Source organism: Achromobacter colocynthidis (assembly GCF_057334535.1).
Genome location: NZ_JBHFIZ010000037.1, coordinates 279,550 through 292,966 on the forward strand (window position 1 = coordinate 279,550; position 13,417 = coordinate 292,966).

The following is a 13,417-nucleotide window of genomic DNA, read 5'->3' on the forward strand; positions in this document are numbered from 1 at the left end:
CACGTTACCAGCGGCGATCATACCGGTGATCGCGCCCGCCATCAACCGCCCGCCAGCACCCGTTTCAGAAATGGCGCCGTGGCGCCCTTGCCGCTGCGGCTGACGTCCGCCGGGGGGCCTTCGGCCACGATGTGGCCGCCGTCTTCGCCCGCGCCGGGGCCGACGTCGATCATCCAGTCGCTGTTGGCGACCACGCGCAGGTCGTGTTCCACGACCACGACCGTGTTGCCCGCGTCGACCAGCCCATGCAATTGCGCCATCAGCTTATCCACATCGGCCGCGTGCAGGCCGGTGGTGGGTTCGTCCAGCACGTACAGGGTGTTGCCGCGCTGGCTGCGTTGCAGTTCGGTGGCCAGCTTGATGCGCTGGGCTTCGCCGCCGGACAGTTCCGTGGCCGGTTGGCCCAGCCGCAGGTAGCCCAGGCCGATCTCATGCAACAGGGACAGCGGGCGTTGCACCACGGGTTCTTCGTTGAAGAACGCCAGCGCCTCGTCCACCGTCATCGCCAGCACCTGGGCGATGTTGCGGCCGTTCCATTCAATTTCCAGCGTCTTGGCGTTGTAGCGGCTGCCGTGGCACACCGGGCACGGCGCGTACACGCTGGGCATGAACAACAGTTCCACGTGCACGAAGCCTTCGCCTTCGCAGGTGTCGCAACGGCCTTGCGCCACGTTGAAGGAAAAGCGGCCCGCGCCATAGCGCCGCGACTTGGCGGCGCGGGTGGCCGCGAACAGTTTGCGCACGTGGTCGAACAGCCCGGTGTAGGTGGCCAGGTTGGACCGGGGCGTGCGGCCAATGGGCTTCTGGTCCACGTTCACCAGGCGCTTGATGGCGTCGGCGCCCGAGTCGATACGACCGGTCGTGCGCGGCGGGCCATCGGCCTGCGGCAGATCTCCATCGGCTTCTTCCGCAACCGGTTCCTGCCCCAGATGTTCGCCGATCAGTTCAACCAGCGCCTGGCTGACCAGGCTGGACTTGCCCGAACCCGAAACGCCCGTCACCGCCGTGAACGCGCCCAGCGGAAAGCGCGCGTCGATGCCGTGCAGGTTGTTGCGATGGATGCCGCGCAGCGACAGCCAGCCCGAGGGCTCGCGCACGGCAGCCCTGCCGGCCGGCGCCGGGTTGAACAGATAGCGCGCCGTCAGCGATGCCGGCACCTTCTTCAAGCCTTCCGGCGGGCCGCTGTACAGCACCTGCCCGCCATGCTGGCCCGCGCCCGGCCCCACGTCCACCAGCCAATCGGCGCGGCGCAGCGTGTCCAGGTCATGTTCCACCACGAACAGGGTATTGCCCGCGTCCTTCAGTTGGTCCAGCGCGCGGTGCAGCGCCTGTCCATCAGCCGGGTGCAGGCCGGCCGAGGGCTCGTCCAGCACATACACGACGCCGAACAGGTTGGACCGGATCTGCGTGGCCAGGCGCAGCCGTTGCAGCTCGCCCGGAGACAGCGTGGGCGTGGCGCGGTCCATCGCCAGGTAGCCCAGGCCCAGCGCCTGCAAGGTACCAATGCGCTCGACCAGATCGTGCGCGATGCGTTGCGCAGCGATGCGTTTTTCCGGCGACAGGTCGGGCGTGCGGCGCACATCGGTGCTGCCCGTGTGCGCCAAGCCGCCGGCCGCCACGCGGCGCGCGTTGTCCTTGCGGGTGGTGGCGCGGCTGCGCGCGGCGTCCGTGGCGGGCGCATCGAACTGGCCGCGCGCGGCCGGGGTCAGCACCTCGGCGATCCGCGCCAAGGGCAAGCGCGACAGGCTGCCGATGTCCAGGCCGGCGAACGTCACCGACAAGGCCTCGGGATTCAAGCGCCGGCCGTCGCATACTGGGCACGCCGTGCCCGTCATGAACCGCGCCACGCGCTTTTTCATCATCGCGCTTTGGGTCGTGGCGAAGGTGTGCATCACGTAGCGGCGCGCGCCAGTGTAGGTGCCCATGTAGCTGGGTTCCTGCTTGGCGCGCAAGGCGGCGCGCGTTTCGGCCGGCGTGAAACCCGCGTAGACGGGCACCGTGGGCTGCTCATCGGTGTACAGGATCCAGTCGCGGGGGTTCTTTTTCAGGTCGCGCCACGGGATGTCGACGTTGTAGCCCAGCGTGACCAGGATGTCGCGCAGGTTCTGGCCGTGCCAGGCGGGCGGCCAGGACGCAATGGCGCGCTCGCGGATGGTCTTCGATGGGTCGGGCACCATCGACGCCTCGGTCACGTCGTAGACGTAGCCCAGGCCGTGGCAATTGGGGCAGGCGCCCTGCGGGGTGTTGGGCGAGAAGTCTTCGGCGTACAGCATGGGCTGGTTGGCCGGGTAGGTGCCGGCACGCGAATACAGCATGCGCAACATGCTGGACAAGGTGGTGACGCTGCCCACCGTGGAGCGCACGTTGGGCGTGCCGCGCTGCTGTTGCAGCGCCACCGCCGGCGGCAGCCCTTCGATGGCGTCGACATCCGGCACGCCTACCTGATCGATCAGGCGTCGTGCATAGGGCGACAGCGATTCCAGGTAGCGCCGCTGCGCTTCCGCGTACAACGTGCCGAACGCCAGCGATGATTTGCCCGATCCGGACACCCCCGAAAACACGACGAGCGCGTCTCTTGGAATATCCACATCGACGTTCTTCAGATTGTGTTCACGCGCGCCGCGAACGCGGATGCAGGCATCGGCGCGGGGTTTGGCGGGGCGTTTGGCGCGGGGCTTGGCGGGAGGCTGTCGTGGGCTCATCGAGCCATAGTAAAGGACACCCCCTGCCCCGATCCAGACCCGGGATCACCCCATCCGCAGGTCTGCGACCTGGCGCGCCAGATCCAGGTATTTGCGACGCAGGATCTCTTCCGTCTGGTCGCGCGGGGCCATCGGGTCGTTCTCGGTTTCGTCCAGCTTCGCGGCCTGCACCAAAGACAGCAGGTTGCGCGAATTCGATTCGGACGACGGCGTGAAGGACTGGTCGACCTGCTTGCCCTTGATGAACCTGGACACCTGCGTGCTCTGCGTACGCGATTCGTTCAGCGTTGCCGTCGCCAGCACGCCTTCCTGATAGCCCACGTCCGTCTTGCTGCTGGTGGTGTCATGAATCTGGAAGTACAGATAGTTCTGCGACTTCTCGTCCTGAGTCAGCGCCAACTGCACGTCCGGCGACAGCGACCGGTGATAGCTGGCGGTCAGCGCGGACTGCTGCGTTTGCGAGATCGCCAGATCCCAACCCGCCTTGCCCGACACCTGGCTGCTTTGCGAAGCCTGGAACGAAAAGCCGTCGATCTCTTTGGGGCGCGCCGGGTTGCTGGCGTCTCGCACCTGCTCGATCGACGCCGAGAAATCCGCCAGGCCGGACAACAGGCTGCGATGCGCATCCGCGGCGGGCAAGCGGCGGATGCTGGTGTCCGCCGCCGGAACCTGCGCCGCGCCGTAGCTGGTGTGCATGGCCGCGAACACGTCCTTGAACGTGCCCATCAGCGCCTCGTCGCCCGAGCCCCGGCGCTGGGCGCGGTCAAACTGCTGCAAATATTTGGAGACGGCGGCCGACTGTTGCTCGGCCGAGCCCAGCGTAACCGGGCGGGTCAGGTCCAAATCCACCTTGACCACGCCCATGACGCTGGACACGGTCAGGCTCTTTTGCTTGGCGTCCGCCTGAAATTCGACGGTCTGCTCGGCGCCGTCCACCATGCGGGTTTGGTGCAGACTGATCGAGGACAGCAAGGGCGAACTGCCGTTGGCCAACTTCGTCAGCGACCAGCGCGGCGGCTCTTCGGCCAGGCCGTCCAGCGCATCCTGGAACGCGCCCGACAACGCGGCGATGGCGCGGCGTTCGTCTTCGTTCAATTCCCCTTCGGCCACGTCGATCTGCACGGCCATGCCTTCCTTGCCGCTTTGCAGGGTGACTTGCACCTTGACGCCGCTGGCCGTGGCGATGCGCAGCGACACCGCGTTGTCCGGCTGAAGCTCGGCTTCCGACAGGGGGCCGGCGTCGGCGGCGGCTGACGCCGCGATGCGAGTGGCGGGCATCCACTGGGAATGGCTGCCGCCGTCGGTACGCAAACGGTTCAGCACCGCTGCGCCCACGTCGGCGAACGGGCTGACGCGGGTGCGCGCGTCCACGCTCTTGGACATCGCAATGGCCAGGGCATCCGGCACGGTTCCCGTTTCGTCGTACACCGAGCCGGCGGTGGTGGAAACGCCTTGGCCCAGCATCACGACCGACGATTTCGCGGAACCGGCCGCCTGGGCCGAATCGACAGCGGGGTTGACGATTTGCCCCGCGCGAATGACGGTAACGGGCGTGCTAAGCGGGGCGGCGCCGGTCGCGCCTGCCAACGAGCTGATGACGGTCATTGAGCATCCACATGGGGCAGCGTCTGCCCGGGTTTTGTCTGAATTCTTGTTAGAGCTTCTAACGTGTTAACGGCAGGCCCGAACAAAAATTAACCACGCCCGTACATTGCCCGTGCATTGCCCCCCGGCATTGCCCCCGTATTGCTCACGAATCAGATCCGGCCTGGCGTCAGACCGCGTGGCGCGCCAAAAACTCCCGCACCGCCTCCAGCACCACCGCCTCGGTTTCCCGATGCGGTACATGGCCGCAGCCCGCCAGCGCCAGCATGCGCGTCGGCCCGGCCGCCAGCGCAGTCAGCTTTTCCGGATGGCGCATGGAGCCGTACTCGTCGTTTTCACCATGGATGGCCAGTAGCGGCTGGCTCACGCGCGGCAGCGTCGCGTCCAGGTTCCAGTCGGCGAATTCAGCCGACTGCCAGGTATGCACCCAGGCATCCAGCACCCACTGCGCCTTGTCGCCGTGATAGCGCTTCAGGCGTTCAAGTTGGGCGGGATCCTGGAATTGTTCACCGGCTTCGCGGATGCCGGCCAGCGTGCGGTCTTCCACGAATTCCTGGGCGGATTCGGTGATCACGCCCACGCAGCGTTGCGGGAACGCCGCGGCAATCGCCACCGCCATGCCACCGCCCACGCTATGGCCAAACGCGATGAAGCGCGACAGTGAATAGTGGTCGGCCAGGGCGGCGAAGGCGTCCTCGGCCTCGGCGAAGACGAAGTCAGCGCTCAGCGTGCCGGGGTGAGGGTCCGACTGGCCAAAGCCCAGGCGGTCGTAGGCAATGACGGCGCGGCCCGTGGCCTGGGCCAGATGGGCCGGGAAGTCGCGCCAGAGGCCGACGCTGCCCAGCGAATCATGCAAGAGCACGATGGGGGTGTCCGCGCCCGGCCAGCGGCGGGCGTAGATGCGGCCGTGGCGGGAGGGGATCATTGCGTCCTGGGGCGTTGCGGCGGCGGCGTCGGCCATCTTCATCCATCCTTGGTTCGATCTCGGTAGACGGATTCTGCTGCCAAGCGCGCCGCCGGGCAACTCCCCGGGGTGAGCCGAGCCGGCCCCGGGGGGGCCGCTCCGGGGGTTGCGCTGGGGTTGCGCTGGGGTTGCGCTGAACGGCTGCGCTTACGCCGCGTGCCCTAACGCCAGCCGCTGGTTCCCCAGGCTTTGGTTGCCCATGCCTTGATTGCCCTGCCCCTGCTCATCGCCACGCAGCTTGAACAGCCCCACCGTATCCGCCAGCACGCGCGCCTGGTCGCTCAGCATGGCCGAGGCCGCGGCGGATTCCTCCACCAGGGCCGCGTTCTGTTGCGTGGCCTGATCCATGTCGGCCACGCTGCGGTCGATCTGGCTGATGCCCACGCTTTGCTCGGTCATCGCCCCGTGGATTTCATTCACCAGGCGCTGCACGCGGGCAATGCCGTCCACGATTTCGCTCATGGTCGAACCCGCCGCCTGCACCCGCTCGGTGCCGCTCTTCACGTTTTCCACCGAGGCCTGGATCAGCGTGCGGATCTCTTGCGCCGACGCCGCGCTGCGCTGCGCCAGCGTGCGCACTTCGCCCGCCACCACCGCAAAGCCACGGCCCTGTTCGCCCGCGCGCGCGGCTTCCACGGCGGCGTTGAGCGCCAGGATGTTGGTCTGGAACGCAATGCTGTCGATCACGCTGATGATCTCGGTGATGCGCTGCGACGACTGCGAAATCGCGCTCATCGTCGTCACCGCATCCGTCACCACCTTGCCGCCGCGCTCGGCCGCCACGCTGGCCTCCGAGGCCAGGCGCTTGGCGTGTTCAGCGGCTTCTTCCGTCTGGCGCACGCTGGAGGTCATCTGCGTCAGCGCCGACGAGGTCTCCTGCAAGGAGCCCGCCGACGTTTCCGTACGCTGGGACAGATCGCGGTTGCCCATGTCGATCTCGCGCGTGGCGGACGACATCGAATGCACGCCCGCGCGCACGTCCAGCATCACCTTGCTGATTTTGTCGACAAAGGCGTTGAACGACGCCGAAATCTGCGCCACTTCGTCGTGGCCCACCACCGCCAGGCGGTGCGTCATGTCGCCGTCGCCCGAACCGATGGTGTCCATGGCGTCGCGCACGGCCGACAGGCGCTTGAAGGCGCGCGACGTCACCACGCTGGCGATGCCCACGGCCACCAGGGTCAGCACCACCAGCGAAATCAGCGTGGCGTTCAGCACTTGCGTCAGGCCGGCCGTGGCTTCGGCCTGGTCCAGCGCAATCACCAGCGACCAGTCGGTGCCGGGAATGTGGCGCGCCTTGATCAGCTTGGGTTCGCCATCCAGGTTGACGGTGATGGGTTCGGCGCCGTCGCGCGCCATGGCCGTCAGCGCGGCGGCGGTCAATGCCGGGGCCACGTCGGTGGACGGCTTCAACGCCAGCTTGTCGTTCACGTGCGAGATGACCTGGCCGTCGGCCGCCACCACGAACGCCAGGCTGGACGGCGTGGGGCGAATGGCGCGGATGATGCTCTGGATGCCGTCCAGCGGCACGGCGCCGCTCAGCACGCCCGTCGTCTGCCCGCCACGGATCATCGGGGCGGTGAAGGCCACGTAGAGCTTGCCGGTGCCCGAGTCGCCATACGGCTTGGTGACGGTGAGCTTGCCCGCCGCCACCGCGCTCTTGTACCAGGGCCGCGCGGTGGGGTCGTAGTCAGCCGCGGTTTGCGTGGTTGAAAAAAAAGTCTTGTCCGACCAGCCAATGGTCGAAATGGGAAAGCCGTTGGTCTCGCCCATCAGTTTGGTCAGGCCGCGCGGGTCGCCTTTTTCGACGACGGCGGCGGTGGCGGTCACGGCCTGGGCCTTGTCGTGCGACCAGCGCTCGATGGCGCTGGCGTTACCGGCCGCGATGGCGTCCAGGTTGCCCGAGATGGTCGCCATCATGTTGCTGCGCACGATCTGGTAGGTGGTGACGCCCGACAGCACCAGGGCGCCGACGACGGTAAAGCAGGTGATCAATAAGATGCGGTTGCGCAACGAGGTGATTTTCATTCTTGCCTTCTGACTGCCACGACCCATGCCGGACGGCACGGGGATGCGGCGCGCCAGCGAATACGAGAAAGCGGCGGCCACGAAGGGCTTACGGCAGGGGCAGCCGAACCTTTAGCCAGGCGCGACGCAATCGGTCTAGAATCCGCCATGCAGCCAACCATCGGCCCGTCTCCCTCCGCTTTGTCGTCCGCCCCTTCCTACGGCGCCCGCATCCAGCAGGTGCAGATCGACGCCTTGCGCCGCAGCTTTCCGTTTGCGCTGGCGGGCTCGCTTATCACGGCCTGCTTTGCGGCGTTTGCGCTGCACAACGTGCTGCCCCTGCATGAAGTGCTGTGGTGGATAGGCGCCACGCTGGCCATTGGCGCGCTGCGCCTGGCCGCGATGATCGCGTACGACCGCTACCGCTCAGACCCCACGGCGGCGGACCGCTGGGTGCGGCGCATGCTGATCGGCAACCTCACGTCGGGCATTCTGTGGGGCCTGCCCTTCGCCTACTGGACCTTCTTCGTTCCGCTGGAATACCAGCTTTTCTTCATCGTCATCCTGTTTGGCCTGGGCACGGGCGCCATCTATTCGAACTACATGCTGCTGCCGGTGATGTATGCGTTTGAAGTGCCGGCGTTCGCGCCCATGTTCATCGCGCTGGCCGCGCAGCCCTCGGCCATCCACCTGGCCTTGGTGACGGGCGGGCTGGCGTATCTGGTGGCCACGCTAGCCTTCATCCACCGCATGAAGCACGCATCTGGACGCATTGCGGCTGGGGTATGAAAACCTGGCGCTGCTGGAACAGGTACGCCAGGAAAAGGCCGCCGCCGAACGCAGCGACCTGGAAAAATCACGCTTTTTGGCCGCCGCCAGCCACGACCTGCGCCAGCCCGTTCACGCCGTCAACCTGTTCCTGGGCCTGTTGGCGAACGAACCGCTGTCACGCCATGGTCATTACCTGGTAGATAACATTGCCAGCGCCATGGGGGCCATGGGCCATCTGTTTGATGCCTTGCTGAACCTGTCGCGGCTGGATGCCGGCGTGATCGAACCGCGCTGGCAAGGCTTTGCGCTGAACCCGCTGCTGGATCAGCTACGCAATGAATACGCGCCGCAAGCCCGTGAAAAAGGCATGTCGCTGCGCGTGCGGTCCTGTTCGGCCTGTATCTGGTCCGACCCGGTGCTGCTGGAACGCATACTGCGCAATCTGATCAGCAACGCCATCACGCACGCCACGGGCGGCCGTGTGCTGATCGGGTGCCGGCGCGTGGCCGGACAGTTGCGCATAGAAGTGTGGGACAACGGCATAGGCATTCCGGCGGCCGAACAAGAGCGCGTGTTCTGGGAATTCCATCAACTGGGCAACCCGGAGCGCGACCGCAGCAAAGGGCTGGGCCTGGGCCTGGCCATCGTGCGCCGCACGGCCAAGCTGCTGGGGCATCCGCTGGCGCTGCGTTCGCAGGCGGGAATCGGTACCACGTTCATGCTGACCGCGCCCATCGCCGACCCCGCCCAGGCAGGCTTGTCTCCGGCCAGCGCCGCGCCGTCCGATACGCGCGCGGCGGGCGGTGAAGCCAGCCTGCATGGACAGCTGGCGCTGCTGGTCGACGACGACACACAGAACCTGGCCGGGCTGACCATGCTGTTTGAAAGCTGGGGCTGCCGCGTCATCGGCGCCACCAGCGGCAACGCGCTGTTTGAGCGCGTGCTGCCGCTGGCCGAGCGCCCAGCGCTCATCGTCAGCGACTACCGTTTGCGCGATCACGAAACCGGCATCCACGTCATCGAGCGGCTGCGCGAGGAATACAACGACCCCGACCTGCCCGCCCTGCTGGTCAGCGGCGACACGGACCCCGCCCGCCTGGCCGAAGCCGCCGAACGCGGCATCCCCTTGCTGCACAAGCCGGTGTCGGTGCAAGCGCTGCGCGAGCGCGTGGGCGGTCTGCTGCAAGCCGCCCACGTCCATCCCCTTTCTGGAGACAACGAATGACGGCCGTATTGCTGGTCGACGACCACGCCATGTTTCGCGAAGCGCTGGCCCTGGCCTTGGCGAACGCGGTGCCGACGCTGACGCTGCACCCGGCCGCGAACGCCCAGCAAGCGCTGGAGGTGTTGGCCTGCCACGATGGAATTACCAATGTGATCATGGATTACTACCTACCGGATATGGCCGGCGCGGACCTGTTGCGGCGGATGCGCCAGCGGCGCTCGCAACTGCGGGTGCTGGTGTTGTCGGCATCACAAGACCCTGAAGACGAGCGCCGCGCGCGGGAAGCCGGCGCGCAGGCCTTCATGAACAAGTCGGCCAGTTGCCAGGAACTGGTGGCTGCGCTGGATGCCATGAATGAGGGGGCCTTGCCTGCGCATCGCTTCGTTGCGAACTGCGCGTCGACCACGACGCAAGATGAAGCGGCGTTGTTGCTGGCGCTGACGCCGCGTCAGCAGGAGGTGCTGCGCTTGATGTGCGATGGGCTGCGCAACAAGGAAATATCCGAACGCCTGAACATGACGGAGAAAACCGTTAAGACGCACGTGTCGGCCATCCTGGCCGCGTTGGGCGTGCTTAATCGCACACAGGCGACGCTAGTGGCGCGGCGCGGCGGCGTGTTCGGCCGGCCGACGTAGGGGTTGAGGTAGGGGCCGACGTAGGGTGTGACGCCGCGGCCGAAGCCAGGCCCACCCTGCCGCTGTCAGCCGCGATCTTGCCATCCACCAGCATGATTTCGCGACCCGCCGCGGCGATGGTGTCGGGCCGGTGCGCCACGATCACGCGCGTCATGCTCAAGCGCGAGATCGCGGTGTTGACGACACGCTCGCGCGCGATGTCCAGATGGCTGGTGGCCTCGTCCAGGAACAGCAGCAGCGGCTGCTTGTACAACGCGCGCGCCAGCAGCACGCGCTGCTTCTGGCCACCCGACAACACCGTGCCCATGTCGCCCACCAGCGTGTTGTAGCCCATCGGCATGGCGATGATGTCGTCATGGATGGCCGCGATACGGGCGCAGCGATGCGCGCGCTCGGCATCGAAGCGCGGGTCGAAAAAGCTGATGTTGTCGGCGATGGAACCGGCAAACAATACGTCGTCCTGCAACACCGTGCCGGCCAGTCTGCGCAACGATGCCGCGCCCACGCCGCGCACGGGCACGCCGTCCACCAGCACTTCGCCATCGGTAGGCGTCAAGATGCCCAGCAGGATGTTGATCAGCGTCGTCTTGCCGCCGCCCGACGGGCCGGTAATGGCGACCGATTCGCCCGATTCGATCCGCAGGCTGACGCCGTCCAGCACATAGGGTTCTTGCGGGCTGTAGCGAAAGCGCAGGTTGCGCACTTCGATCGCGGGCGCGCGCCGGACGCCGCCCTCTTCGCTTGACGAATCATCTGACGCATCTGCCAACGTAGCGGCCAACAACGCATCCGCCGGCTCCGGCGTTTCGCGCACGATGTCGGCCAGCCGTTCGCCTTGCAGCCGCAGCATCTTCACGTCCACCAGCTTGTCCAGCAACGCCGCCACGCGCCTGTCGAACAAGGTCTTGTAGACAATGAACGCCAGCAACGCCCCCACCGTGAACTGCCCGTCCAGCACCAGGCGCGCGCCCAGCCACAAAACGGCAATGGACGACACACCGAACAGCAAGCCGTTGAACGTGCGAAAGAACAGCGTCCATTTCTGCACGCGCAGGTCGGCATTGATTTCATTGACCAGCAGCGCCAGCCACCGCGAACGGCGGTCGTCCTGATGCTGGAACAGCTTGATGGCCTTGACGCCGCGCACCGTCTCCAGGAAGTGCGTCTGCTCCTTGGCGGCGTGAATGATGTGTTCTTCGGTGGCGTAGCGCAGCGACGCATAACCCGCCCAGCGCGCCAGCCCGTACAGCGCCATCGCACCCAGCGCAATCCATGCCAGCGGCGGGCTGTAGAGAAACATCAACACCAGGGTGATCCCCATCACCACGCCGTCCAGCAACGCTTCCATGAACGAGGTGGTGACGGTGCGCTGGATGGCGTCAATCGCGCCAAAACGCGACACGACGTCGCCCAAATGCCGCCTTTCAAAGTAGGCCACCGGCAGGCGCAGCAGATGCGTGAAGACGTTGGTGCGCCATTGCAGGTTCAGCGTCGTACCCAGGTACAGCAGCATCCAGCTACGCGCCACCGAGGTCAGTTGCAGCATCACCGTCATCAAGCCGAACGCCAGCGCCAGCGTGGTGAGCAGGTCGCGGTCGCCGGTGTTCAGCACATGGTCCACCACCCATTGCAGGAAGAAGGGCTGCACCACCGTCAGCACCTCCAGGGCCAGCGCCAACAGCAGTACTTGCGAGAACGCCGCGCCCAGGCCGGATATGCGTCCGGTCAGTTCGCGCAGCCGCACGGGGCGGGCGTTGTTGGCCGTCTGGAAATCCGGCGTGGGCCACAGTTCCAGCGCCACGCCGGTGTACGACGCCGATAGCTCGCTGATGGCGATCTTGCGGGCGCCGTGGGCCGGATCTACCACGGTCGCCCAGCGTCCGTTGATGGCGGTCAGCACCACAAAGTGGTTGAAATCCCAATGCAGGATGCAGGGCAGCGCCAGCTTGCCCAACGCGCCCAGCTCCGCCTTGACCGGCCGCGACGCCAGGCCCAGTTGGCTTGCCACATGGATCAACGTGGCAAGCGTTGCGCCTTTCAGCGATACCGGAAACCGCCCGCGCAAGCTTGCCAGGCTTTGGTGATGCCCATGGAAGCCCGCGATCATGCCCACACAGGCCAGGCCGCACTCGGCCGCCTCGGTTTGCAGGATGCGGGGCACGCGGCGTTTGACGCCCAGCGTCAGGCGTTCAAGCATCGTCACAGTTTCCCCGACAAGCGGTAGGCGGGATCAAACGCCCATTGATAAAGCCGCCGCGTCTGTTGGAGCAGGTCGGCTTCCAGGCGCATGCCGGCCCGCAGCGTCAACACCTGGCCTTGCGGGCCGTAGGCCGGCGTATCCAGCGAAACGGTGATGCGGTACATCGCTTCCTGCGGGTTGTCGGCGGCCGGACTGCCCGCCGCCCCCACCGCCGCCCCGTCATTCAGTTGCCATTCGGGCAAGGCGCTCTGCGTCACGCTTTGCACCACGCCCGCCTGCTGGCCATGGGTTTGGTAGGGATAGGCGGCAAGGCGGATCCGCACCGCATCGCCCGGCGCCACAAAGCCGACCGAGCGGCTGGGCGCAAGCAGTTCCACTACCAGTTTTGCGCCGTCCGGCACGATGGTGGCGAGCGGACGGCGCGGCTCTACCGCCTGCCCCACATCGGCCGTCACCGTCGTCAGCAGCCCCGCTTGCGGCGCCGTAACCACGATGCGGCGGCGGGCTTCGCTTTGCGTCAGGTCCACCGCCACGCCCGCCAGGTCACGATCCAGCTGCGCCAGTTGGTTCTGTTGGCGCAAGGCCAGGTCGGCCAGCGCGGCCTGGCGCGTGGACAGGTCCATTGCCAGGCCGATGCGGTCGCGCAGCAAGGCCTGCAATTGATTGCGTTGTTCCAGCAGCTCGGCCCGTTTCAGGTCGGATTCCTCGGGCGACAAATAGCCTTTTTCCATCAGGTTGCGATACCGCTGGGCGCTGTCTTCGGCCAGCTTGATGCGGCTGCGCTGGCCGCTGATCTGGCTATCGATGGCCGCCAACTGCGCACGCAGGCCAGCCACGCCCGCCGTCAACAGATCTTGTTCGCCTTGTTGCAGCAGCAGCGTCTTCTGGCGCGCCACGCGCAGGCTGTCCTGCCGCTGCCGGATCTGTCCGCTGATGACTTCCTGCGTGTCGCCCACCGCGCTTTGCTGGTCGCCCGACACCACATACAGCACCTCGCCCGCCTTCACCTGCTGGCCTTCCTGCACCCGCCGTTCCAGCACCACGCCGGGCTGCGGCGCATAAAGTTTCAGCAGCCCCGTGTCGGGCGCCAACTGACCGCTGACGGTAGCGCGCTTGGTGTAGGTGCCAAACGCCAGGAACATGCACACCAGCAACACGAAGCCGCCCAGCGCGGCCGTGACCATGGCGAACGACACCGGCCGGATCAGGACGATGTCGCCCAGCGGCGCGGCGCGTTGTGCTGCAAGCGCCTGCTTGCGAAAGAGCGGCAGGGAATTCATGGCCAAGGGGAGATGCGCGGCGATGACA

The 13,417-nt window shown here is 66.6% G+C and carries 9 protein-coding genes; 3 read left to right on the forward strand and 6 right to left on the reverse strand.

The features are described 5' to 3' along the window. Positions 1–41: 41 nt before the first annotated feature. The 4 genes from ACE04A_RS21065 to ACE04A_RS21080 all read right to left on the reverse strand — a co-directional run bounded on the left by ACE04A_RS21065 (position 42) and on the right by ACE04A_RS21080 (position 7,299). Positions 42–2,702: an excinuclease ABC subunit UvrA gene (locus tag ACE04A_RS21065; RefSeq protein WP_485820481.1), complete on the reverse strand. Its 2,661-nt coding sequence runs from the start codon at positions 2,700–2,702 to the stop codon at positions 42–44. 45 nt (positions 2,703–2,747) lie between these two features. Continuing rightward, entirely contained in the window at positions 2,748–4,307 is a 1,560-nt protein-coding gene (locus ACE04A_RS21070; protein WP_448718024.1) for a hypothetical protein, read from the reverse strand. 169 nt (positions 4,308–4,476) lie between these two features. Further along, positions 4,477–5,268 carry an alpha/beta fold hydrolase gene (locus tag ACE04A_RS21075; RefSeq protein WP_259249896.1) on the reverse strand — a complete coding sequence of 264 codons (792 nt, stop codon included), beginning with the start codon at positions 5,266–5,268 and terminating at the stop codon, positions 4,477–4,479. Between the two features lie 150 nt (positions 5,269–5,418). Next, the gene (locus ACE04A_RS21080; RefSeq protein WP_448718023.1) at positions 5,419–7,299 is read right to left on the reverse strand and encodes a methyl-accepting chemotaxis protein; all 1,881 of its coding nucleotides are present in this window, start codon (positions 7,297–7,299) and stop codon (positions 5,419–5,421) included. A gap of 147 nt (positions 7,300–7,446) precedes the next feature. Here ACE04A_RS21080 and ACE04A_RS21085 point away from each other — a divergent pair, with 147 nt between their 5' ends. From ACE04A_RS21085 to ACE04A_RS21095, 3 genes are read left to right on the forward strand one after another with little or no spacing between them, the layout of a single operon-like run. Next, positions 7,447–8,067, forward strand: coding sequence for a hypothetical protein (locus tag ACE04A_RS21085; protein WP_448718022.1), 621 nt, complete (start codon positions 7,447–7,449; stop codon positions 8,065–8,067). After that, the gene (locus ACE04A_RS21090; RefSeq protein ID WP_448718020.1) at positions 8,051–9,274 is read left to right on the forward strand and encodes an ATP-binding response regulator; all 1,224 of its coding nucleotides are present in this window, start codon (positions 8,051–8,053) and stop codon (positions 9,272–9,274) included. Before ACE04A_RS21085 ends, ACE04A_RS21090 begins: the two co-directional genes overlap by 17 nt. Beyond that, positions 9,271–9,909, forward strand: coding sequence for a response regulator (locus ACE04A_RS21095; RefSeq protein ID WP_448718019.1), 639 nt, complete (start codon positions 9,271–9,273; stop codon positions 9,907–9,909). The genes ACE04A_RS21090 and ACE04A_RS21095 overlap by 4 nt, the downstream gene beginning before the upstream one ends. Here ACE04A_RS21095 and ACE04A_RS21100 read toward each other — a convergent pair. Then, entirely contained in the window at positions 9,848–12,112 is a 2,265-nt protein-coding gene (locus ACE04A_RS21100) for a peptidase domain-containing ABC transporter (RefSeq protein WP_485820482.1), read from the reverse strand. The genes ACE04A_RS21095 and ACE04A_RS21100 overlap by 62 nt on opposite strands. Continuing rightward, on the reverse strand, positions 12,109–13,413 hold the full coding sequence (locus ACE04A_RS21105) for an HlyD family secretion protein (protein ID WP_485820594.1): 1,305 nt from the start codon (positions 13,411–13,413) through the stop codon (positions 12,109–12,111). Before ACE04A_RS21105 ends, ACE04A_RS21100 begins: the two co-directional genes overlap by 4 nt. Between the last annotated feature and the right edge of the window lie 4 nt (positions 13,414–13,417).

Coding starts and splice junctions, on each gene's coding strand:
- ACE04A_RS21085 (WP_448718022.1), top strand. CDS start 7,447: ATGCAGCCAACCATCGGCCCGTCTCCCTCCGCTTTGTCGTCCGCCCCT.
- ACE04A_RS21070 (WP_448718024.1), bottom strand. CDS start 4,307: ATGACCGTCATCAGCTCGTTGGCAGGCGCGACCGGCGCCGCCCCGCTT.
- ACE04A_RS21095 (WP_448718019.1), top strand. CDS start 9,271: ATGACGGCCGTATTGCTGGTCGACGACCACGCCATGTTTCGCGAAGCG.
- ACE04A_RS21065 (WP_485820481.1), bottom strand. CDS start 2,702: ATGAGCCCACGACAGCCTCCCGCCAAGCCCCGCGCCAAACGCCCCGCC.
- ACE04A_RS21075 (WP_259249896.1), bottom strand. CDS start 5,268: ATGGCCGACGCCGCCGCCGCAACGCCCCAGGACGCAATGATCCCCTCC.
- ACE04A_RS21080 (WP_448718023.1), bottom strand. CDS start 7,299: ATGAAAATCACCTCGTTGCGCAACCGCATCTTATTGATCACCTGCTTT.